The sequence below is a fragment of the Streptomyces sp. NPDC091682 genome, assembly GCF_044756625.1.
Lineage (GTDB): Bacteria > Actinomycetota > Actinomycetes > Streptomycetales > Streptomycetaceae > Streptomyces.
Genome location: NZ_JBIVTH010000010.1, coordinates 21,076 through 42,576, shown reverse-complemented (window position 1 = coordinate 42,576; position 21,501 = coordinate 21,076). Strand labels below are relative to the sequence as shown.

General features: G+C 71.2%; 22 protein-coding genes and 2 tRNA genes. 17 read left to right on the top strand and 7 right to left on the bottom strand.

Features of this window, described 5'->3' with window-relative positions:
• The first annotated feature begins 5 nt into the window (after positions 1 to 5).
• The 4 genes from ACIQK6_RS23085 (at position 6) to ACIQK6_RS23070 (ending at position 1,622) form a co-directional block, all read left to right on the top strand.
• Positions 6 to 317 (top strand): hypothetical protein, encoded by a 312-nt coding sequence (locus tag ACIQK6_RS23085; protein WP_329107659.1) that lies wholly within the window; start codon positions 6 to 8, stop codon positions 315 to 317.
• 179 nt (positions 318 to 496) lie between these two features.
• Positions 497 to 868, top strand: coding sequence for a WhiB family transcriptional regulator (locus ACIQK6_RS23080; protein ID WP_030010480.1), 372 nt, complete (start codon positions 497 to 499; stop codon positions 866 to 868).
• Positions 865 to 1,194 (top strand): hypothetical protein, encoded by a 330-nt coding sequence (locus ACIQK6_RS23075; RefSeq protein ID WP_329099158.1) that lies wholly within the window; start codon positions 865 to 867, stop codon positions 1,192 to 1,194. The genes ACIQK6_RS23080 and ACIQK6_RS23075 overlap by 4 nt, the downstream gene beginning before the upstream one ends.
• A 221-nt stretch (positions 1,195 to 1,415) precedes the next feature.
• Positions 1,416 to 1,622 (top strand): hypothetical protein, encoded by a 207-nt coding sequence (locus ACIQK6_RS23070; RefSeq protein WP_329099157.1) that lies wholly within the window; start codon positions 1,416 to 1,418, stop codon positions 1,620 to 1,622.
• 13 nt (positions 1,623 to 1,635) lie between these two features.
• Here the strand turns inward: ACIQK6_RS23070 and ACIQK6_RS23065 are convergent, their stop codons facing one another.
• Both ACIQK6_RS23065 and ACIQK6_RS23060 read right to left on the bottom strand, forming a co-directional pair.
• A complete protein-coding gene (locus ACIQK6_RS23065) occupies positions 1,636 to 2,964 on the bottom strand; it encodes an AarF/ABC1/UbiB kinase family protein (protein WP_329099156.1) in 1,329 nt (442 codons plus the stop codon).
• Positions 2,965 to 3,036: 72 nt separating this feature from the next.
• Positions 3,037 to 4,170, bottom strand: coding sequence for a ThiF family adenylyltransferase (locus ACIQK6_RS23060; protein ID WP_329099155.1), 1,134 nt, complete (start codon positions 4,168 to 4,170; stop codon positions 3,037 to 3,039).
• 195 nt (positions 4,171 to 4,365) lie between these two features.
• Here ACIQK6_RS23060 and ACIQK6_RS23055 point away from each other — a divergent pair, with 195 nt between their 5' ends.
• From ACIQK6_RS23055 to ACIQK6_RS23040, 4 genes are all read left to right on the top strand, one after another.
• Entirely contained in the window at positions 4,366 to 5,004 is a 639-nt protein-coding gene (locus ACIQK6_RS23055; RefSeq protein WP_402695357.1) for a M48 family metallopeptidase, read from the top strand.
• A gap of 162 nt (positions 5,005 to 5,166) precedes the next feature.
• The gene (locus ACIQK6_RS23050) at positions 5,167 to 6,822 is read left to right on the top strand and encodes a TerD family protein (protein WP_402695356.1); all 1,656 of its coding nucleotides are present in this window, start codon (positions 5,167 to 5,169) and stop codon (positions 6,820 to 6,822) included.
• 20 nt (positions 6,823 to 6,842) lie between these two features.
• Positions 6,843 to 7,523 (top strand): AIM24 family protein, encoded by a 681-nt coding sequence (locus ACIQK6_RS23045; RefSeq protein WP_266606616.1) that lies wholly within the window; start codon positions 6,843 to 6,845, stop codon positions 7,521 to 7,523.
• Between the two features lie 17 nt (positions 7,524 to 7,540).
• Positions 7,541 to 8,296, top strand: a complete 756-nt coding sequence (locus ACIQK6_RS23040; protein ID WP_329099153.1) for an AIM24 family protein — start codon at positions 7,541 to 7,543, stop codon at positions 8,294 to 8,296.
• 74 nt (positions 8,297 to 8,370) lie between these two features.
• Here ACIQK6_RS23040 and ACIQK6_RS23035 read toward each other — a convergent pair whose 3' ends face one another.
• Complete coding sequence (locus tag ACIQK6_RS23035) at positions 8,371 to 8,901, bottom strand: NUDIX hydrolase (protein WP_329099152.1); 531 nt, start codon at positions 8,899 to 8,901, stop codon at positions 8,371 to 8,373.
• Positions 8,898 to 10,304, bottom strand: coding sequence for a zinc-dependent metalloprotease (locus ACIQK6_RS23030; RefSeq protein WP_329099151.1), 1,407 nt, complete (start codon positions 10,302 to 10,304; stop codon positions 8,898 to 8,900). Before ACIQK6_RS23030 ends, ACIQK6_RS23035 begins: the two co-directional genes overlap by 4 nt.
• A gap of 192 nt (positions 10,305 to 10,496) precedes the next feature.
• On the opposite strand from ACIQK6_RS23030, the gene ACIQK6_RS23025 reads away from it, so the two are divergent.
• From ACIQK6_RS23025 to ACIQK6_RS23010, 4 genes are all read left to right on the top strand, one after another.
• A complete protein-coding gene (locus tag ACIQK6_RS23025) occupies positions 10,497 to 11,663 on the top strand; it encodes an SDR family oxidoreductase (protein ID WP_329099150.1) in 1,167 nt (388 codons plus the stop codon).
• A 145-nt stretch (positions 11,664 to 11,808) separates the two neighbouring features.
• Positions 11,809 to 12,270, top strand: coding sequence for a molybdenum cofactor biosynthesis protein MoaE (locus ACIQK6_RS23020; RefSeq protein WP_329099149.1), 462 nt, complete (start codon positions 11,809 to 11,811; stop codon positions 12,268 to 12,270).
• A gap of 145 nt (positions 12,271 to 12,415) precedes the next feature.
• Complete coding sequence (locus ACIQK6_RS23015; protein WP_329099147.1) at positions 12,416 to 12,631, top strand: hypothetical protein; 216 nt, start codon at positions 12,416 to 12,418, stop codon at positions 12,629 to 12,631.
• A 174-nt stretch (positions 12,632 to 12,805) separates the two neighbouring features.
• Positions 12,806 to 13,891 (top strand): PDZ domain-containing protein, encoded by a 1,086-nt coding sequence (locus ACIQK6_RS23010; RefSeq protein ID WP_329099146.1) that lies wholly within the window; start codon positions 12,806 to 12,808, stop codon positions 13,889 to 13,891.
• Positions 13,892 to 13,951: 60 nt separating this feature from the next.
• Here ACIQK6_RS23010 and ACIQK6_RS23005 read toward each other — a convergent pair whose 3' ends face one another.
• Entirely contained in the window at positions 13,952 to 14,521 is a 570-nt protein-coding gene (locus ACIQK6_RS23005) for a PPA1309 family protein (protein ID WP_329099145.1), read from the bottom strand.
• 127 nt (positions 14,522 to 14,648) lie between these two features.
• On the opposite strand from ACIQK6_RS23005, the gene ACIQK6_RS23000 reads away from it, so the two are divergent.
• The 3 genes from ACIQK6_RS23000 (at position 14,649) to ACIQK6_RS22990 (ending at position 19,715) form a co-directional block, all read left to right on the top strand.
• A complete protein-coding gene (locus tag ACIQK6_RS23000; protein ID WP_402695467.1) occupies positions 14,649 to 17,528 on the top strand; it encodes a UPF0182 family protein in 2,880 nt (959 codons plus the stop codon).
• 49 nt (positions 17,529 to 17,577) lie between these two features.
• A tRNA-Met gene (locus ACIQK6_RS22995) sits at positions 17,578 to 17,651 on the top strand.
• A 201-nt stretch (positions 17,652 to 17,852) separates the two neighbouring features.
• Positions 17,853 to 19,715: a tetratricopeptide repeat protein gene (locus ACIQK6_RS22990; RefSeq protein WP_402695355.1), complete on the top strand. Its 1,863-nt coding sequence runs from the start codon at positions 17,853 to 17,855 to the stop codon at positions 19,713 to 19,715.
• Between the two features lie 27 nt (positions 19,716 to 19,742).
• Here the strand turns inward: ACIQK6_RS22990 and ACIQK6_RS22985 are convergent, their stop codons facing one another.
• Positions 19,743 to 19,928 (bottom strand): hypothetical protein, encoded by a 186-nt coding sequence (locus ACIQK6_RS22985; RefSeq protein WP_402695354.1) that lies wholly within the window; start codon positions 19,926 to 19,928, stop codon positions 19,743 to 19,745.
• A gap of 180 nt (positions 19,929 to 20,108) precedes the next feature.
• Between ACIQK6_RS22985 and ACIQK6_RS22980 the strand changes: the two genes are divergently transcribed.
• Both ACIQK6_RS22980 and ACIQK6_RS22975 read left to right on the top strand, forming a co-directional pair.
• On the top strand, positions 20,109 to 20,705 hold the full coding sequence (locus ACIQK6_RS22980) for a TetR/AcrR family transcriptional regulator (RefSeq protein WP_329099142.1): 597 nt from the start codon (positions 20,109 to 20,111) through the stop codon (positions 20,703 to 20,705).
• Between the two features lie 47 nt (positions 20,706 to 20,752).
• Positions 20,753 to 20,826, top strand: a tRNA-Met gene (locus ACIQK6_RS22975).
• Between the two features lie 129 nt (positions 20,827 to 20,955).
• Here the strand turns inward: ACIQK6_RS22975 and ACIQK6_RS22970 are convergent.
• Positions 20,956 to 21,372, bottom strand: a complete 417-nt coding sequence (locus ACIQK6_RS22970) for a Fur family transcriptional regulator (RefSeq protein ID WP_266604713.1) — start codon at positions 21,370 to 21,372, stop codon at positions 20,956 to 20,958.
• Positions 21,373 to 21,501: the final 129 nt, after the last annotated feature.

Genomic DNA, 21,501 nt, shown 5'->3' with positions numbered 1-21,501 from the left:
GCTTCATGACCTTCACCAAAATGACCGATCGCTCGGTCGATGCTTCCTGCCTGCTCGGTTCCGTCTCCCCTCTGGGTACCGGTGCGTCCGCGATTTCCGCCGACGCCCCCGCCCTGCTGGCGATCCTTCCGGTCAGTGAGCGCAATGAGCGACCGACCATGGCACCGGTGGCAGTACTGGCAGCAGAAGCGCAGGCGCATGGCGCCTATGGATTCGCTGCCGCAGCCGGTGCCGGATCCCAGAAGAAGCAGACGAAGCAGCAGCACCACCTGATGTGGGCCTTCCGTGGGCTCGAACCCTGGAGTGATCCAGCCTGATCGCATGATCAGGCCGGCGCCTTCAGGGCCGCGGAACCCCACCCGGGATCCGCGGCCCTTCTGTTTGTCCCGAACCGGGACGACGGAGCGAAGGGGCCTCGGGACTGGCAGCCAGGTACCAGCCGAACCCGGCCGACCGGCCGGAACGACTAGCCGAACAAGACGAGGAAGAAAACACCGTGCAACTCGAAGCGCACGCCCCGTCCGTACCGCAGACCCAAATGATCTCCCCGCCCGCAGTCCCGGAGGACCACACCTTGACCCCGCTCACCGCGCTGACCGCGCTCGACGACGCCATCGAGAACCTCGGTGTGCCCGTCCCCTGCCGCACCTTCGACCCCGAGGTCTTCTTCGCCGAGTCCCCGGCCGACGTCGAGTACGCCAAGTCCCTCTGCCGCACCTGCCCGCTGGTCGAGGCCTGCCTCGCCGGAGCGGTCGAGCGCCGCGAGCCCTGGGGTGTCTGGGGTGGCGAGCTCTTCGTCCAGGGTGTCGTCGTCGCCCGCAAGCGTCCCCGTGGCCGTCCGCGCAAGAACCCGGTTGTCACGGCATGACCGCCATCGGAACCATCGACCGCCCCCTGACGCACGACCCCTTGAAGCAGGCCCCCATGACCTCCTACACCACGAGCGAGCAGCCCCACGGCGCCGCCCACGCAGACTTCATCACCGCCGGCGCGATCACCTCGCGTCAGAACAGGACCCGCGAAATGCAACTCATCCCAGAAGCCCTGGCTCGCGCCCATATGGACGACCGCATGCGTGAGGCGGACGCCGAGCGTCACGCCGTGCGCCTGGTCGCCGCCCGCCGCATGCAGCGGCGTGCCGAGCGCGTCTCCATGCGCGCCCGGCGCGCGCTGGCCATGGCCGTCATGAACTAAGAGCTGAAGAAGCAGCGGGCGTCGGCCCCCATCACCCGGACCGCCGGGCGGTGGGGGCCGACGCCCGTTCGCATTCCGCCACGTTCCGGCACGCCCGCTCCGGGCGCGAACGCGGCCCCGGCGGGGCCGCCCGCGCGGTCGTCGACGGAATCCGCAGGCTCGCCGCGGCCGTCGGGGCGTTGCGCGGGCCCGTCCGCCCCGGACGGGGATATCGTCTGGAGGTGGACCAGCCGACTCCCCACCCCGACCCGTCGGGATCCGAGGCCCAGCCCGTCGTCTGCGCGGGCTGCGGCGCGAAGGCCCCGGGCGAGATCCCACCCACCTGGACCTGCTCGGTGGAGAACGGGATCAGACAGTACTTCTGCGTCGACTGTGCGCGCGCCAACCTCCGGGCGATCGAGGGCAGACTCGACTCGTCCTGGTGGTGACGCGCCCGCGCAGTCACTCGGCGGAGGCGAACCCCGGCAGCCAGGTGTCCAGTTCGTCTCGCAGTCGCACCGTCGCGCCCAGCTGGCACAGCACCCCGATGGTGCTCAACGTCACGCGGTGGATCAGCAGGTAGGACGGCGGCAGGTTGATCTGCCGGCCCAACTGGTGCGCGGGGGAGCGGGGATCGGCGATCCGCGCCGCCTGGCCGCGCAGCCACGGCCGGGTGAAGGTGAACTCCTCCGCCTCGGCGGGCTCGATGATCGGTTTCAGGTAGTCCAGCACCGCGTCGGGGTCGAGCTCGACGGACTCCTTCACGAACCCCTCGGCGCACAGGTGCCCGTAGACCCCCTCGGCGTCACCGTCCAGCGTCATCCGCAGCGATCTGCCGATCGGTTTGGGCCAGCCACCGGGCAGCCGGTCGACCGTGCCGAAGTCCAGGACCCCCAGCCGCATCCGGCCGTCCGCCCCCGGTATCAACCGGAAGTTGCCCGGGTGCGGGTCCGCGTGCAGCAGGCCGGTGCGCGCCGGACCAGAGAACAGGAATCCGGCCAGCAGTTGTCCGGCGCGATCCCGCTCCTCCTGGGTGCCGTCGGCTATCACCTCCGACAGCGGGGTCCCTTCCATCCACTCGGTCACCAGCACCTGGTCGCCCTGGTGCACGACGTCCGGCACGACCACGTCCGGATCGTCCACGAAGGCGTCCGAGTGCGTCCGTTGGGCCTCGGCCTCCAGTTCGTAGTCGAGTTCCTCGGCTACCCGGTCGCGCAACTCCTTGATCAGCGGCTTGATCTCCATGCCGGGGATCAGCGGCCCCAGCAGCCCCGCGAACCGGCCCAGTTGCTTCAGGTCCGACAACAACGCCTCACCGGCGCCCGGGTACTGGACCTTGACGGCCACCTGCCGGCCGTCGTGCCACACCGCCCGGTGCACCTGCCCGATGGAGGCCGCCGCAGCCGGCTGGTCCTCGAACTCCTCGAACAGATCCCGCCAGTCTGCGCCGAGACGGTCCGTCAGCACCTGGTGCACCGTCGCCGCGGGCAGCGGCGGGGCCGCCTCCTGAAGCTTGGTCAGCGCCGCCCGGTAGGGCCCCGCGATCTCCTCGGGCAGGGCCGACTCGAAGACCGACAGGGCCTGCCCGAACTTCATGGCACCGCCCTTCAGCTCCCCGAGCGTGCGGAACAACTGCTCTGCGGTGCGCTGCTGGAGCTCGCGCGCCACGATCTCCGCGGACTTGCCCCCGATCCGCTTGCCCAGCCCCCACGTGGCCCGGCCCGCTATGCCGAGCGGCAGCGCGGCCAGCTTGACCGTACGGGTGACCGCCTTCCGGGGAAGATCAGACATACGCCCCTCCATGTCCCAGACCGCTGCGCCGCGAACGACGGACTCCGGAAGGGCTCCGTCGCCCCGACACCTTCAGCGCATCCTGTCATGGCCCTCCCGGCCGGTCCCCGCCCGATCCGCCTCCGGTGCCCCACCCGCCCCACAGGGGCAGTCGGGATGTGGGGGGACCGGTGTGGATTCCCAGTGCAGCGCGGGGAGGGCGGCCTCCCAGCGGGAGCCCGTGGAAGCGGGCAATTGTCCGTCGAGGAAGGCCAGCGCGTGCGCCGCGGCCAGCCCGGCCACCGCCGTGGACAGGCCCAGGTCGCAGGCAGCACCCGCGCGGCGGCGGTGGGCCGAACGCCACTGCACGAGCATCCTCGGCCAGGCGGCGTCCCGGTCCACGCGGTCGCGCTCCATGCACCCCGCGCAGGCCGTCGACCCCGGCAGCACCAGCGGCCCCACCAGCCCCGTCCCCTCCAACACCCCCGCGTACAGGTGCGGGATGCCCGAGGCGATCCAGTCGGCTGCGGTGTCCGGATCCGGGGCCCAGGCGTGCAGCCCGTCCCGGGGCGCGACCACCACCAGGGCCAGTCCCGGCTCCGCCCCCGCCTCGTCCCCGGCCCGCGGGGTGCGCCCCGGGGCCGATTCGCGCACCAGCCTGCCCGCGGATTCGGCCCGCGGCCGGCCCACGCTCCCGGGGTCCAGCCCGCCCGGCGCCACGTCCGCCGGCTCCACCCGGCCCCCGTCGAGCACCTCGACCCGGCCCACGCCGGCTCCCGCCAGGACCGCGGCGATCACGGCCCCCACCCGGCCGCTCCCGCGCACCCGGACCCGTATCGCCCGGCGGGCGACGATCCCCCGTAAGTCCCCGCCGGGCTCCCGGTGGACCAGGGACAGCGAACCCAGGTCGGGGCCCAGCCGCTCCACGGTCTGCGGATGCTCCCGCAGGGCTTGGGCCCGCGGGCCGCCCGCCGTGACGTCGTCGAGCAGGCCGGCCCCCGCCAGCGTCCTGACCACCTCGTCGGCCCGGCCGTCCGGCAGCCCCATCCCCGAGGCCTCGGCCCGCAACAGTTCCATCCCCCGGGTCCCGTCGATCCGGTCGATCAGCGTGCCCGTCGCCGTGTCCACGGGGCCGAGCACCACCGCATGGGCGGGCGTCACCCCGAACTGAACCGTCTGCAGATCCCGCCACGCCCGCGCCAGCGCCGGCTTCACCTTCGGATACATGTCCCGTCCTCCTCGATATCCCATGCGCACTCGTGCGGACTCGTCGGCAGTCGTGCGCACTTGTGCGTACTCGTGCGTTCTCGTCGGCAGTCGTGCGCACGTGCACGGCCCGTTTCCCGTTCTTCCGCAACAGTGCCCGCCCGCCGGAATCCGTGCCGAATTTTGTCCACAGGTGCGAGGTATTAGGCATATGAGATGAAGGGAAATGGGGTTCCGGAAAACGGCCGTGAATCCCTCGTGTTCGAACCGCGGACGGGCGGGACTTTCGCCACCGCAACCGGGTACCGTCGTGGCGTGTCCGCCGACCCACCGCAGCGCGCCGTCGAAGTCCGCCGGAGCGCGCGCCGCCGCAGGACCGTATCCGCCTATCGCGAGGGTGACCGTACGGTCGTGCTCATCCCTGCCCGGATGTCCGAGGCGGAGGAGCAGCGCTGGGTGGGGGTCATGCTCGACAAACTGGCCGCCCAGGAGAGCCGGCGCACCTTCGGGGACGCGGAACTCACCGAGCGCGCCGCGCAGCTGTCCGAGCAGTACTTCGACGGCCGCGCCCGCCCCCGCACGGTCCGCTGGGTCACCAACCAGAACACCCGCTGGGGCTCCTGCACCCCCGCCGAAGGCAGCATCCGGCTCTCGCACCGGCTCCAGGGGATGCCCGAGTACGTCGTCGACTACGTGCTCCTGCACGAGCTGGCCCACCTGCTCGTACCCGGCCACGGGCCCCGCTTCTGGGAACTGCTGGAGGCGTACCCGCGCACCGAGAGGGCCCGCGGCTACCTGGAGGGCGTGGTCGCCGCCGAGCGCCTGCCGAAGGTCCCCGCGGCCCGCGAGGAATGAGCCCGCAGGCGCCCGCGCCGGTCCACCCGTCGGCCCGCCGGCCGCCGCCCGGGCAGCACGCACGGTTTTGTACCGGGTCGGTACCGGCTTGGCCGGATGTCGGCAATTGCCGTTAGCCTGAGCGCCACGCATTCACAGTCGGGATGGGGGACGGTCGTACGTATGGCCAGGGAATTCCAACGCGGCCACAAGGCCAAGATCAGTGATCTCACGGCGGGCACCGATCTGTACGTAGGCGTCCAGATCGCCGGATCAGGACTCGCCTTCGACATCAGCTGTTTCGGCCTCGACGCCAACGAGCAGCTGTCGGACGACCGTTACTTCGTCTTCTTCAATCAGCCGAAGTCGCCGGAAGAGTCCATTCAGCAACTCGGTGCGCAGTCGGGTGACACCGAATCCTTCCGGGTGACGCTGGACCGCATTCCGGCGTCCATCCACAAGCTGTCCTTCACCGCCACCATCGACGGCGCCGGACAGATGTCGCAGATCGGCCCCGGCTACATCCGGATCGTGGCCGGCGGCGAAGAGGTCGTCCGGTACTCCTTCACCGGCGCGGAGTTCACCACTGAGCGGGCCGTGATGCTCGGTGACTTCTACCTGAAGGACGTGTGGCGCTTCGCCGCCGTCGGCCAGGGCTTCGACGGCGGGCTCGACGCGCTGCTGCGGAACTTCGGCGGCGAGGTCGCCGAGGACGAGCAGCCGGCGCAGCAGGCCCCGGCCGCGGCCTCGCCCGGGTTCGCCCCGCCGCAGGCGGCCGCCCCGGCCCCGGCCTTCGGCGCCCCGGCCCCCGCTCAGCAGGCCCCGCAGGCCCCGGCCCCCGCGCCGTCCTTCGGCGCGCCCGTGCCCGCGCCCGGTGCCCCGCAGCCCCAGTACCAGCAGCCCGCGGCCCCGGCCCCGGTGCACGCCGCGCCGACCATGGCCGCGCCGCTCGCCCCGCCGGCCCCCGCCCCGTACGGCCAGCCGCCGCAGCCGCCCCAGCCGTCCTACGGCCAGGTGCCGCCGCCCGCGCCGGCCCCCGCGCCCTACGGACAGCCGCCGCAGCAGCCCTCCTACGGCCAGGTCCCCGGCCAGCAGCCGCCCCCGTACGGGCAGCAGCAGCCCGCCTTCGGCCAGCAGCCGCCGCAGTACGCGCAAGCGCCGCAGCAGACGGCCGCCGGAGCGGGCCTCGCCGCCGCGCTCCAGCCGTACAAGGAAGCCCCCACCGGCGCCCGCTGGACCCCGCAGAACCAGCAGCTCATGCGCGTCGACCTGTCGATGGGCGGCCAGGCCGTCCTCGCCCGCCAGGGCAGCATGGTCCTGTACCAGGGCAAGGTCGACTTCAGCTACAAGGGGGCGGGCTTCGCCGGCCGCATCGTCGGCAACGCCACCGGCCAGGAGATGCAGCTCATGCGCTGCACCGGCCGCGGCCAGGTCTTCCTCGCGGAGAACGGCGCCCACCTGCACGCCATCGAGCTCCAGGGCGACGGGATCTGCGTCTCGGCCGAGGCGGTCCTCGCCTTCGACGAGTCGCTCCAGCACGAGGTCCGCCGCATCGAGGGCCACGGCATCCCCGGCGGCGCCCTGTTCACCATGCAGTTCCAGGGCACCGGCACGGTCATCGTCAAGACGCACGGCGTCCCGGTGGTCCTGCCCGTCACCCCGACCACCTTCGCGGACAGCAACGCCATCGTCGCGTGGTCCTCCGCCTCGCAGGTGATCATCTCCAGCCAGGTCCGGCTGCGGCGCAACGCCTACCCCGGCCACAGCGGGGAGACCGTGAACCTCCAGTTCCGCGGCGCTCCCGGCAACTTCATCGTCGTCCAGCCGTACGAGGTCTGAGGGAGCCCGACATGAACGCAATGAACCAGCAACTCGCGGGCTTCGCCCCGACCCCCGTCACGGCCCGCATGGAGAACCACGGCCGGGCCATGCTCAAGGTCGCCATGCAGAGCGGCCAGGACCTCTTCGCCCGTACCGGCTCGATGGTCGCCTACGAGGGCTTCGTCCAGTACGAGCCCAACCCGCCGGCCGTCCGTCAAATGGCCTCGCAGTGGATCACCGGCGAAGGCGCGCCGCTGATGAAGTGCACCGGCGACGGCCTGCTCTACCTCGCCGACTACGGCGCCGACGTGGTCGTCATCAACCTCAACAACGACTCGCTCTCGGTCAACGGCACCAACCTGCTCGCCTTCGACGCACACCTCCAGTGGGGCGTCGAGCGAGTCAAGGGCCTCGCCAAGTTCGCCGGCCAGGGCCTGTTCAACGTTCAGATCGCGGGCACCGGGTGGGTCGCCCTGACCTCCCGCGGCACCCCGATCGTGGTCGACTGCGGCCGCGGCGACGACGAGACGTACGTCGACCCCGACGCGCTCGTCGCCTGGTCGCCGAATCTCAAGGTCAAGGGAAAGCGCAGCTTCAAGGCCTCGTCGATGATCGGCCGGGGCAGCGGGGAGGCCTACCAGATGGCCTTCTCCGGCCAGGGCATCGTCGTCGTACAGCCCAGCGAGGACAGCACCGACCGGCTCCGGGCCCGGGGCTGAGGGGGAGCGGACACATAATGCAGAGCGCACTTTTCGCCCACGCCGAGGCGCAGTCCCAGGAGCGGTACGCCATCCAGAACCCGCAGCTGCTGCGGGTCTCGCTGACGGGCTCCGACGACGTGCTCGCCCGCAAGGGCGCCATGGTCGCCTACCAGGGACTCATCGACTTCGACGGCGAGTACCAGACCACCAGCCAGCGCAATGCCCGTCGCCGCACCGGCGAGGGCCTCGACCTCATGCGCTGCTCCGGGCAGGGCACGGTCTACCTGGCCAACCTGGCCCAGTACGTGCACGTCGTGGACGTGGACCAGGACGGCCTCACGGTCGACAGCAGCTACGTGCTGGCCCTGGACTCCACCCTGCACACCGAGGTCATCGCGGTGGACAGCCAGTACGGGATCTCCGGCTCGGGCAAGTACCAGCTCAACATCTCCGGCCGCGGCAAGGTCGCGCTGATGACCTCCGGGCAGCCGCTGATGATGCACGTCACGCCCGACAAGTACGTCAACGTCGACGCCGACGCGATCGTGGCCTGGTCCACCTCGCTCCGGGTGCAGATGCAGGCCCAGACGCACTCCAGTGGGGTGTGGCGGCGGCGCGGCAACACCGGCGAGGGCTGGGAGCTGAGCTTCCTCGGCACCGGCTTCGCGCTGGTGCAGCCCAGCGAGGTGCTGCCGCCGCAGAACGCCCAGCTCGGCCAGGGCGTCGCCGCGCAGTTCGGCATGGGCCAGCACGGCTCGCACGCGCAGAACCAGAACAACGCCTGGAACTGACACCTCCCGGCACGGCGAAGGGGCGGCCCCACCAGGGACCGCCCCTTCGCCACGTCCGCGGACGCGGGCCCGGCTCAGCCGTCGAGCCGCGCCAAGGCCGCCTCCAGCAGCCGTACGACGGACGCGTCGGCCACCGCCGCCACCTCCTCGTACGGGAACCAGCGCAGGTCCAGGGACTCCTCGCTGATCTCCGCCACCGCGCCGGCCGGAGCCAGCGCCGCGTACTGCACGTCCAGGTGCCAGTTGCAGGGCGCCGGGATCGGGTGCCGGTCCAGGCGCACCGGCCCGCCTTCGACCAGCGTCAGCCCCGACGCGATGCCCGACTCCTCACGGGCCTCGCGCAGCGCCACCTCGGCGAGGGTCCGGTCACCGGCCTCGCAGTGGCCGCCCATCTGGAGCCACATGCCGAGCTTCTTGTGCAGGGTCAGCAGGACGCGCCCCCGCACCGGATCGATCACCAGTGCGCTGCCCGTGACGTGCCCGGCCCCACAGGGCTTGTAGACCCCGTCCGGGTGGGCCGCCAGGTGCTCCAGGTACAGGTCGCGCAGCTCCGGCTGGTCCTCGTACGCCTTCAGGACGAGGACCGCGTCTTCGTGCAGGCTCACTTCTTCTCGTCGCCGTCCTGTTCGCGCTTCTCGGCGGCCTCGCCGAGCATCTTGTCGATCTCGGAGAAGTCCAACTGCTCGCGGTGCACGAAGCCGTCCGGGTCGTCCAGGTCGGAGGCCGTCGGCAGCATGTCCGGGTGCTCCCAGAGACCGTCGCGGCCGTCCACCCCCCGCGCATCCGTGAGGGAGGCCCACAGCCGCGAGGCGTCGCGCAGCCGGCGCGGGCGCAGCTCCAGGCCGATCAGCGTCGCGAAGGTCTGCTCCGCGGGGCCGCCGGAGGCGCGGCGCCGCCGCATGGTCTCGCGCATCGCGTCCGCCGAGCTCAGCCGGGGCTTGGCGGCCTCGTGCACCACCGCGTCGACCCAGCCCTCGACCAGCGCGAGCGCCGTTTCCAGGCGGGCCAGGGCGGCCTTCTGCTCGGGGGTGTCCTGCGGCTGGAACATGCCGCCCTGGAGCGCTTCCTGCAGCTGCTCCGGGTTGGACGGGTCCAGCTGGCCGACGACGTCCTCCAGCTTCGAGGTGTCGACCTTGATGCCGCGGGCGTAGCCCTCGACCGCGCCGAACAGGTGCGAGCGCAGCCACGGCACGTGGGCGAAGAGGCGGGCGTGGGCCGCCTCGCGCAGGGCCAGGTAGAGCCGCACCTCGTCCGAGGGCACGCCCAGGTCCTTGCCGAAGCCCTCGATGTTCAGCGGCAGCAGCGCGGCCTTGCCGGCCGGGCCCAGCGGCAGGCCGATGTCCGTCGAGCCGACGACCTCGCCCGCGAGGGTGCCGACGGCCTGGCCGATCTGCTGGCCGAACATGGCGCCGCCCATGGAGCGCATCATGCCGAGCAGCGGGCCCGCCATGGCCTGCATCTCCTCCGGCAGCACGCCGCCCATGGCCGCGCCGACCCGCTCCGCGACCGGGTCCACGAGCTCCTTCCACACCGGCAGGGTCGCCTCGACCCACTCGGCGCGGCTCCAGGCCACGGCCGTGGTGGCGCCCGAGGGCAGCGAGGTCACGCCGTCCAGCCAGTGGTCGGCGAGGCGCACGGCCTCCTCGACGGCGGACTTCTCGGCGACGCCGACGCTCGTGTCCTTGACGCCGTCCGAAGTGCCCTGCGCGACGGTCTGGCGGGCGATGTCCTTGGCCATGTCCCAGTTCACGGGACCGCCCTCGTAGCTGAGCATCTGGCCGAGCTGCTGGAAGGCGGCACCGAGGTCGTTCGGGTTCATCGAACCGAACATCGCGGCGAACGGGTTGTCCGCTCCGGGAGCGCCCGCCCCGCCCGGCAGACCCATGCCGGGGAACCCGAAGGGATTCGCCGGGCCGCCCTGACCGCCCTGGTTGCCCTTCTTCTTGCCATCGTCGCCGTTCTCCGGCTCCTCCGGCGGAAGGCCGAATCCGAATGGGGTGTCGCTCACGGGTTTCCTCGGCTCGTAGGGCCGCCGGCGGGAGCCGACGGGTAATGGACAGACAACACCACCCAGCCTAGACACCGCGGCCGCATCCGGGCTCGGTGCTCCGCCGACTCCTGGGCTGCGGCAGGATGGACATCACCTGGTGGGTACGCGTCACGACGCGCCCCTACTGAAGACAACCGCTGGAGACGCCCGGTGAGTTCCCCAGATCCGCAGTTTCGCGCGATGCACGACGACGAAAACAGCTCCGAGCACGCTGAGGGCGCCCCCGGCGTTCGCCAGCCGCGAAACCCGGAGGCGCTCCGCCGGCGCAGCCCGGTGATCGCCGTGACGGGCGCCGCCTCGGGAGTCGGCGCGGCCCTCGTGAGCCGTCTGGCCGCCTCCGACGAGGTCAAGCAGGTCGTCGCCATCGACGAGCGACGGGGGGACTGCGCCGCCGCGCAGTGGCACGTCCTCGACGTACGGGACCCCGCGATCGCCGAGAAGCTGCGCGGCGCGGACGTCGTGGTCCACCTCGCGCTGGACCTCGACCTGGAGACCGATCCGGCCGCCCGTACGGCGTACAACGTGCGCGGCACCCAGACCGTCCTGACGGCCGCCGCCGCGGCGGGCGTGCACCGGGTCGTGCTCTGCACCTCGGCGATGGTCTACGGGGCCCTGCCGGACAACGACATCCCGCTGTCCGAGGACTCCGAGCTGCGGGCCACCGCCGAGGCGACCGGCGTCGGCGACCTGCTGGAGATCGAGCGCCTCGGCCGCCGGGCCCCCCGCGCGCACCCCGGACTGAACGTCACCGTGATCCGCCCGGCCGTCCTCGTCGGCGGCACCGACACCGCCCTGACCCGGTACTTCGAGTCCCCGCGGCTCCTCGTGGTGGCCGGATCCCGCCCCACCTGGCAGTTCTGTCACGTGGAGGACCTGGTCAGCGCCCTGGAGTACGCGGCCCTGGAGAAGGTCGAGGGCGAGCTGGCCGTGGGCTGCGAGGGGTGGCTGGAGCAGGAGGAGGTCGAGGAGCTGAGCGGCATCCGCCGCATGGAGCTGCCCTCCGCGGTCGCCCTGGGAGCGGCGGCCCGGTTGCACCGGATCGGCCTGACCCCGTCCCCGGCGGGGGACCTCGCCTACACGATGCACCCGTGGGTGGTCAGCGTCAGCGGGCTGCACGCGGCGGGCTGGCGGCCGCGCTGGACCAACGAGGAGGTGCTCGCCGAGCTCCTCCAGGAGGTCTCGGGACGCCACACGGTCGCGGGCCGCCGGCTGGGCCGCAGGGACGCCGCCACGGCCGCCGGAGCGGCCGGCGCGACGGTGGCCCTGCTGGGCGCGGCCGCGGCGGTCCGCCTGGCGCGCAAGCGGCGCGGGATCTGACCGGACCCGCGGCGCCGCACGCGCCGTCCGGCCGGGCGGACCGCGGGGCTGTGCGGACCGCCCTGTAGGAGGCTCCCAAGGCGGGGCCCCCGCCCCGGGCGAATCTGCTATTTCGCCGTGTCAGCGGCTAGGGCACGATGAAGGCATGGCACCGCACTTCGACCACCCAGGTGAGCAGGCCGCTCCGGACCCGATCCGGCTGCTCCAGATCCGCGAGACCGCCCTGTCGATCGACGAGGTCTTCCAGGCCGTCGGCGACGACGCGTCGGGCGGTACGACGCTCTTCGTCGGTACGGTGCGCAACCACGACGGCGGGGCGGACGTCGACTCGCTCGGCTACTCCTGCCACCCGACCGCCGAAGCCGAGATGCGCCGCGTCGCCGAGCGCGTCGTGGCCAAGTTCCCGGTCCGCGCCCTCGCGGCCGTGCACCGCGTCGGTGACCTGGCCGTGGGGGACCTGGCCGTCGTCGTCGCCGTGTCCTGCCCGCACCGGGGCGAGGCCTTCGAAGCCGCCCGGATGCTGATCGACGACCTCAAGCACGAGGTCCCGATCTGGAAGCACCAGACGTTCAGCGACGGCACCGAGGAGTGGGTCGGCGCCTGTTGAACCCCCGGTCACGGAGCGCCACCCGGAAGGCGGTAGCCTCGCACCCGTTCGGCCGCGCAACACGCCCTCGATTTGCGTAACCCCCCCACGGGCACGAGCGTTGAAGCCACCAACGAAACGTACTTCGGGGTAGGGAGACACGCCCATGGCGTCTTTGGCGTGGTTGCTGATTCCGCTGTTCGCCGCGATCGGAGCGGCGATATGGGGCAGCTGGGCGGCACGCGACCGCACACACGGTGACATATCCGAGCTCGCGGGCTACGCGCGATTCCGGGAAGCCATGGCCACCGCCGATCAGGCGAGGGTGAAGGCCGATGCCCATTCCTCCCCGTCTGCCCACTCCGCCTCCGACGCCGTCTGACGCGTCCGCCGCCGTCCGCCGTCGTCCCGGTCGTTCGCAGCCGTTCGACGCTCCGCGTCCGCTGCGCTCCGGTCCGCCGCCTTCCGTGAGATTCCGCTGAGAGTTTCGCGTACGGACCCCGTACGGACCGGCCCCGAGGGTCGCCCGCCGAGGCCGTCCCGTACTGTCGGATCCATGCCACGCCGCACCGCGACGATGCTCGCTTCCACCCTGGTGCTGTTCGCGCTGCTCTGCGCAGGGGTGTTCATCAAGGTTCCGTACTCCGAGATGAGCCCCGGCCCGACGGTGAACACGCTCGGGGAGTCGCACGGCGCGCCCGTCCTCAACATCGCGGGACGCAAGACGTACCCGACCAGCGGTCACCTCAACATGACCACGGTCCGCGTCACCGGTGCGGACTACGAGATGAGCCTGGTGGAAGCGGTCTACGGGTGGCTGGCCGGCGACAACATCGTCGTCCCGCACGAGAACCTCTACCCGAACGGGAAGTCGGAGGCGGAGTCCACCCAGGAGAACGCCGAGGAGTTCAGCCAGTCGCAGCAGAGCGCCAAGGTGGCGGCCCTGAAGCAGCTCGGCATCCCGGTCACCGCCCGGGTGATCGTCTCCACCGTGGTCAAGGACAGCCCCGCCGAGGGACAGCTGCACGCCGGGGACGTGATCAAGGCCGTGGACGGCACCGCCGTCATCGCCCCCGAGGACGTGGCCAAGCTCGTCACCAAGCACAAGCCGGGCGAGCCGGTGGAGTTCACCATCGTGCCCGCCAAGGAGGCGACCGAGGCGGCGAAGGCCGGAAACAACGCCCCCGCCACCTCGAAGCTGACGATCACCGCGGGCAAGGCGGAGGGCGACGGCCACGCCATCGTCGGCATCCGGGCCGGTACCGACCACACCTTCCCGTTCACGATCGACATCAAGCTCGCCGACGTCGGCGGCCCGAGCGCCGGGCTGATGTTCGCCCTCGGAATCGTCGACAAGCTCACCCCGGAGGACCTGACCGGCGGGAAGTTCGTCGCGGGCACCGGCACCATCGACGACGCCGGCAAGGTCGGCCCCATCGGCGGCATCCAGATGAAGACCATCGGCGCCCGCAAGGCCGGTGCCGAGTACTTCCTGACGCCCGCCGAGAACTGCGCCTCCGCGGCCTCCCACGTCCCCGACGGGCTGACCCTGGTCAAGGTGTCCACCATCGACGACGCCGCGAAGGCACTGCAGAAGATCAGCAAGGGGGACACGGCCGGGCTGCCGCGGTGCACGAGCTAGTGCCGGTCACAGCACTAGCCACGACCGCCCCGTCCCCCTGACGGGCAGGACGGGCAGGGCCTACGAGAAGGTCGCCGCCAGGGCCTCCGCCAGGCCCGGCACCAGGCCCGCACCGGTGAGGACCTCCGTCGAGGAGTCCTTCTCGCGCAGCCGCACGGCCGACTCCCGCGATCCGTCGCGCAGCACGGCCACGGTGAGGCGCACCTCCTGCCGCTCCGGGTGCCCGGCGACCCACTTCGACAGCTGCTTGTCGTTCAGTCCCTCCGGTACGGAGGACTCCGCGGACGGCGGCAGCATCAGGCGCTCCACCGTCAGTGCGCAGCCGACGACGGCGTCGGGCCAGGCGATGGTGCCGAGGAACTTGTCGAGCGGCGTCCCCTTCGGGACCTCGTCCTGCTCGATGGGGGTGAGGGAGGACTTGCCGGCGTCGTCGTGGTCGAGGCCGAGCTGGCTCGCCAGCCGCGGTTCCTGCTTCTTGAGCCGGCCGGTGTCGACGAGGGCGAAGAGTCGTGCGGGCTTGTCCCAGCCGAGGCCGGCCGCGTACTCGTCGATCTCGAGGCAGGCGCGGGTCAGCGGGCTGGCCGCCATGGGGGTGCCGGGGGAAGGCGAAAGGTTGGACATGGACAACATCCTGCCTCCTTTCCATCGATTACCGGGAACTGACCGAAGCCTCAGTAAGTTGCATGAGTGGGCCCTACGATCGGGGGCCCGTTCATTACCAGACTCAGCTTTCGAGGTGCGCACCTTGGCTTTCCAGATGCCGGACCGCGGCGGAGGCCCTTCCGGGCCACGGATGAGAGTCGGCCGCCCCTCCCGGCGGGCGAGAACTCTCCTCATGACCTTGGGCGTGCTGGCCGTCCTGGCCATGCTCTTCATCATGTTCGCGGGCTTCTGGACTGACTGGCTCTGGTTCCGCTCCGTGAAGTACTCCACCGTCTTCACCACCACCCTGTGGACCAAGATCGGCCTCTTCGCCGTCTTCGGTCTGCTGATGGCCGGTGCGGTCGGGCTGAACATCTGGCTGGCCCACCGGCTGCGGCCGCCGCTCAGCGCGATGTCGATGGAGCAGCAGAGCCTCGACCGCTACCGGATGAGCATCGCCCCGTACAAGAAGTGGCTGCTGCTGGGCATCGCGGTGCTCGTCGGCCTGATCGCGGGCGCCTCGGCGGCCGGCCAGTGGAAGACCTGGCTCATGTACGTGAACGGGGTGCCCTTCGGTTCGAAGGACCCGCAGTTCCACATGGACGTGTCCTTCTACACCTTCGACCTGCCCTGGTACCGCTTCCTGCTCGGCTTCGGCTTCGCCGCCGTCGTGCTGTCGGTGATCGCCGCGTCCGTCGTGCACTACTTGTACGGCGGACTGCGCGTGACGAGCCCGGGTGCGCGGGCCACCGCCGCCGCCACCGGGCACCTGTCGGTGCTGCTCGGCCTCTTCGTCACGCTCAAGGCGGTCGCCTACTGGCTCGACCGGTACGGGCTCGCCGTGAAGTCCAGCGACTTCAAGGCCGCCGACAACTGGACGGGCCTGCGCTACGTCGACGCGAACGCCTACCTGCCGGCGAAGACGATCCTCGTCGCCATCGCCGCGATCTGCGCCGTGTTGTTCTTCGCGACGCTGTGGCGCCGCACCTGGCAGCTGCCGGTCATCGGCTTCGGCCTGATGGTGCTCTCGGCGATCCTGATCGGCGGACTCTACCCGGCGATCGTGCAGAAGTTCCAGGTCCAGCCGAACGAGCAGGCCAAGGAATCCCCGTACGTCCAGAAGAACATCAAGGCCACGCGCGACGCCTACGGCATCGCCGGCTCGGAGGTCACGGACTACCCGGGCGTTCCGCAGACGGAAGACCGGGGCAAGCTGCGGCCGCAGGCCGACACCACGGCCAGCATCCGCATCCTCGACCCGAACATCGTCTCGCCGGCGTTCCAGCAGCTCCAGCAGGTCAAGGGCTACTACGCCTTCCCGTCCACGCTCGCCGTGGACCGGTACAGCGGCCAGGACACCGTCATCGGGCTGCGCGAGCTGAACATCGGTGGCATCCCGAAGAACAACTGGATCAACGACCACTTCAAGTACACGCACGGTTACGGCGTGGTCGCGGCCAAGGGCACCACCGTGAAGGAGGGCGCCCCCGACTTCACGCAGGCCGACCTGCCCTCCAAGGGTGTGTTCGGCACGGACTTCGAGCAGCGCATCTACTACGGCGAGCAGACGAAGCAGTACTCGATCGTCGGCGGCCCGCAGAAGGAGCTCGACTACTCCGACGACAAGGGCGAGAAGGAGACGAGCTACAAGGGCGACTCCGGCGTCAACCTCGACAACCCGGTCAACCGGGCCGCGTACGCGCTCACCTTCAACGAGCCGCAGATCCTCTACTCGGGCGCCATCGGCGACGGCTCGCGGATCCTCTACAACCGCACGCCCAAGCAGCGCGTCGAGGCGGTCGCCCCGTGGCTGACCATCGACGGCGCGCCGTATCCGGCCGTGATCAACGGCCGGATCAAGTGGATCGTCGACGCGTACACGACCACCAACGGGTACCCGTACGCCTCGCGCACCACGCTCGGCCAGAGCACCGCGGACTCGCTGACCAACAGCCAGCGCGCGGTGGTCGCGCAGGAGAACCAGGTCAACTACATCCGCAATTCGGTGAAGGCCACCGTCGACGCCTACGACGGCTCGGTCGACCTGTACCAGTGGGACACCGCGGACCCGGTCCTGAAGACCTGGATGAAGGCGTTCCCGGGCACGGTGAAGCCCAAGGCCGAGATCAGCAAGCCGCTCATGGACCACCTGCGGTACCCGCAGGACCTCTTCAAGGTCCAGCGCGAGCTGCTGACCCGCTACCACGTCACCGACCCGCAGACCTTCCTCAGCGGCAGCGAGGCGTGGGCGGTTCCGGACGACCCGACGACCAAGGCCGGTACGGCCGTTCCGCCGTACTACCTGTCGATGAAGATGCCGGGCCAGAAGGAGAAGGGCCAGGTCTTCTCGCTCACCACGACGTTCACGCCGAACGAGCGGCCCAACCTGAGCGCCTTCATGGCGGTCAACGCCGATCCGGGCACCCCGGACTACGGCAGCATCCGCATTCTGAAGATGCCGACCAGCAAGCCGCCGGACGGCCCGAGCCAGGTGCAGAGCAAGTTCCAATCGGAGCCGAAGATCGCCGAATCCATCCGCCTGCTGCGCGGTGGTGACTCGGAGATCGAGTACGGCAACCTGCTCGCGGTGCCGCTCGACGGCGGAATGCTCTACGTCGAGCCGGTCTACGTCCGCAGCTCCACCCTCAAGTACCCGCTGCTGCGCAAGGTGCTGGTGACCTACGGCAACCAGACCGCCTTCGAGGACACCCTGGAGAAGGCGCTGAACGTGGTCTTCGGGGCCGAGGCGCCGACCGTTCCGGTGCCCCCGGAGCAGCCGCCGGGTGAGGGCACCGTCACGCCGCCGACCATCCAGGACCCGACGGTCAAGGCGGCCCTCGGCGATGCGCAGAAGGCCATCGAGGACGCCGAGAAGGCCCGGCAGGCCGGCGACTGGGCGGCCTTCGGCAAGGCCCAGGAGGAGATCAAGGCGGCACTGAAGCGGGCCATCGAGGCCGAGGCGAAGCTGACGGCGCCCGCCCCGTCCGGCCAATGATCAATCGGTAATGGTTCCACCCCGCGTCGTGATACTGTGGTTTCACCGACGCGGGGTGGAGCAGCTCGGTAGCTCGCTGGGCTCATAACCCAGAGGTCGCAGGTTCAAATCCTGTCCCCGCTACTGAAGACGAAGGCCCGGATCCATGGGATCCGGGCCTTCGTCATGTCCGGGACGGACACGCGGTAGCCGGGGAGGGTGACTTGTGGGTGGAGCGTGTTTGACTTGCCTCACTGTGGGCATGTCGACAAAACGCTGTAGTGACCTCACTGGCTGCGACATAGCAGGTGTACGCGGGTAGCAGGTGATGCGACGATGGGATTCATGGGGGACAGGTCAACTCTGCTGGAGACAGGGCGGTTTGTGAGGGCGGAGTCCGGGACGGACACAGAGGCCGAGGGGGCGGCTCCGGTCGTCGACGCACAGACCGCACTGACCGATGCGGACTTCTTGGACAAGCACAGCACGGAGGAGATGTTCGCCGAGACCGACGCGGCGAGCGACGCCGAGCTAGAGGCCCGGCACCGGGTGGCCGCGGACAAGGGCGACCCCGGAGCCATGAGCGTGCTCGGCGCGCTGCTGCTGCGCCGCGGCGACCTCGACGGCGCCGAACCGTACCTGAGGGGAGCCACCGGCGAAGGGGACCGCGCCGCCGCGAACAACCTCGGCGTGCTGCTCCACCAGCGGGGATACCCGGAGGACGCGGCCGGCTGGTGGCGGGTCGCCGCCGTCGCCGGATCGGCCCCCGCCGCGCACGCCCTCGGCCGCTACTTCCGTGAGCGCGGGGACGAGCCCGCCGCCGAGTACTGGATGCGGCAGGCCGCCGAGTCCGGCCACGCGCTGGGCGCGTACGGGCTGGCCGACCTGCTGGAGCACCGCGGGGACAAGGGCGTCGAGCGGTGGTTCCGCGCCGCCGCCGAACAGGGGCATCGCGAAGCCGCGTACCGGCTGGCGAGGCACCTGCGCAAGGGTGACCCCACCGAGGCCGAGCAGTGGTACCGGCAGGCGGCCGCGCGCGGGCACCGGCGCGCCGCCCTGCACCTGGGCGCCCTGCTGGAGGCGCGCGGCGAGCTCAAGGAGGCCGGGCGCTGGTACCTGACCTCCGCCAAGCAGGGGGAGGCCAGGGCGGCGTGTGCGCTCGGCTTCCTGCTGCGCGACGCCGGCGACGAGGAGAGCGCCGCCGTGTGGTGGCACCGGGCGGCGCAGGACGGCGACGGCAACGCCGCCAACGCACTGGGCGCGCTGCACGCCGCACGCGGCGAGACCCAGACCGCGGAGCGCTGGTACCGGACCGCCATGGACGCGGGCGATCAAAACGGGGCGTACAACCTTGCTCTGCTGTGCGTCGCACAGGACCGGACCGCGCAGGCCGAGCAGTGGTACCGGCGGGCCGCCTACGCCGGGCACCGCGAGGCGGCCAACGCACTGGCGATCATGTTGCTCCAGGTCGGGGACGCGGCGGGTGCCGAGCCGTGGTTCTCGAAGGCCGCCGAGGCGGGCAGCGTCGACGCCGCGTTCAACCTCGGGATCCTGTTCGCCAGCCGCGACGAGGACCGGACGGCGCTGAAGTGGTACGAGCGGGCCGCTTCGGCCGGTCACACCGACGCGGCGCTCCAGGTCGGCATCGCGCTGGTGCGGGACGGTGAGGACCGGGCGGCCGAGCGGCACCTGCGCTGCGCGGCGGGCGGCGGCAGCGCGGAGGCGGCGTTCCGCCTGGCCGCGCTGCTGGAGTCGCTGGCCCCGCCGCCGGAGCCGGTGGCCCTCGGCGAGTCCGTGGGCAGCGCCCCCCGCACCGAGAGCGAGGAGTGGTACGAGCGGGCCGCCGAGCTGGGGCACCGCCGGGCCCAGGTGCGGGTCGGCATGCTGGCCGCCGCCCGCGGCGACCTGACCGTCGCCGCGCGCTGGTACCGGGAGGCGGCCGAGGCCGGCTCCCGCAACGGCGCCTTCAACCTCGGGCTGCTGCTGGCACGCGAGGGCAACGAGCCGGAGGCCGCCCTGTGGTGGACCCGCGCGGCGGTGGCGGGCCACGGTCGCGCCGCCCTGCGCCTCGGGCTGCTGGCGGCCCGCCACGGGGACCTCGCGGAGGGTCAGAAGTGGTGCGTGCGCGCCATGGAACTGGGCCCGGCCGAGGTCTCGCAGCGCGCGGCCCGGCTCCGCGAGGCCCTGGCGGAGGAACTCTCGGCCTGAGCCCCGGCGGGGCGCCCGCACCACCCCCTAGCGGTAGAGCCAGGAGGTGGAGCGGGCGTAGACGTGCCGGAAGGCGAGCGGCATCAGCAGGTCGTTGACCCGGCGCTGCACCGTGCCCGGGGTCTTCGAGTCGCGGTTCGTCGCCGCGGACCGGGTCATCCGGGACACCCGCGGGCGGCGCAGCCGGGTGTACTCGGCCAGGGCCCGGTCCACGCCCGGAACCCCGGCGCAGGGCGATCGCGCCCGCCGACCCGGCGACTCCGCCCCCGATGACTGACACACGCATGCCCGACCCCTTTCGCTGAATCCATATTCACTGAACTATGATTCGGTGAAACTCGGTTCAGTATGATGAGGCTGAGAAGACGGCGTCAAGCGGGAGCGGGGATCGCGGTGGGAGTGCGCAAGGAGCGGGCGGCCGGCACGGAGGCGGCGCTCAAGGAGGCGGCGCGGGCGCTCTTCCTGGAGCGCGGCTACGCGCAGACGAAGATCACCGACATCACCAAGGCCGCCGGCCGGTCCACCGGGTCCTTCTACGAGCACTTCGCGGGCAAGGACGAGCTGCTGGACGCGCTGCTCGCGGACATGGGGGCCCAGGTGGACGCGGAGGTCGGCGCCCATGACCACCCCCGCGAGCACGACCTCGCCGACCGGGCGCAGCTGCGGACGCATGTAGCGGCCACCTGGAGCGTCTTCCGGGATCATCTGCCCGTCGTGGTCGCCCTCTTCCAGAAGTCCATGGTCGAACCGCCCGGCTCGGGGCAGGTCTGGGGGCGTCTCCTCGGGGACACCGCGCCGCTGCGCGAGCACCTCGCGTACATGCGCGAACAAGGTCGTGAGCTGCCCGGGGACCCCGAACTGATCGCCGCGGCGATGGGGGCGATGATCTCGATGCTGGGGTACGCCGCCATGACCGGCGGGGCCGGACTCGATGACGACGAGGTGGTGGAGACGCTGACCGGGCTCCTGCACCGGGGGCTGGCCGGTTAACCGATTTGCATCTGTCGCAGGCCTTCACGTAACGTTGGGTTCACCGACGCGGGGTGGAGCAGCTCGGTAGCTCGCTGGGCTCATAACCCAGAGGTCGCAGGTTCAAATCCTGTCCCCGCTACTAAAGGCCCGAGGCCCGGATCCCATGGATCCGGGCCTCGAGTCGTTCCCGGCCCGTTTCCGCCTGCAAGTAGGCGAACGCGAAGGGCTCGGACCCCCGGGGGGTCCGAGCCCTTTCGCATGCGTGCGCTCAGGCGGCCGCGCAGTTCGGACAGACGCCGCGGTAGGTCACCTCGACCGCCGACACGATGAAGCCGAAGCGTTCGGCGTCCGGCAGGTCGGCCAGCGGGTTGCCCGCCGGGTGGACGTCGCGGATCGCACCGCACTGGGCGCAGACCAGGTGCTGGTGGGGCCGGTGGGCGTTCGGGTCGTACCGCTTGGCGCGGCGGTCCGTGGAGACCTCCAGCACCTCGCCGAGCGTGACGAGTTCGCCCAGGGTGTTGTAGACGGTCGCACGGGAGATCTCGGGCAGCTTGGCCACCGCGAGCGCGTGCACCTCGTCGGCCGTCAAGTGCACGTGGTCACCGTCGAGCACCTCGGCCACGACGCGCCGCTGCGCCGTCATGCGCCAGCCGCGTCCGCGAAGTCGATCCAGCAGGTCACTCATAGACATCAGCCTAACAGTGAGGGGATTCGGTGTAACTCCCGAACCGGTGCGGACTTGGATGCTTACTTGACTTAGACAAAGTCCATCGTAGGATCGGTTACGGCGAACGCCAAGGACAGGACATGCAGG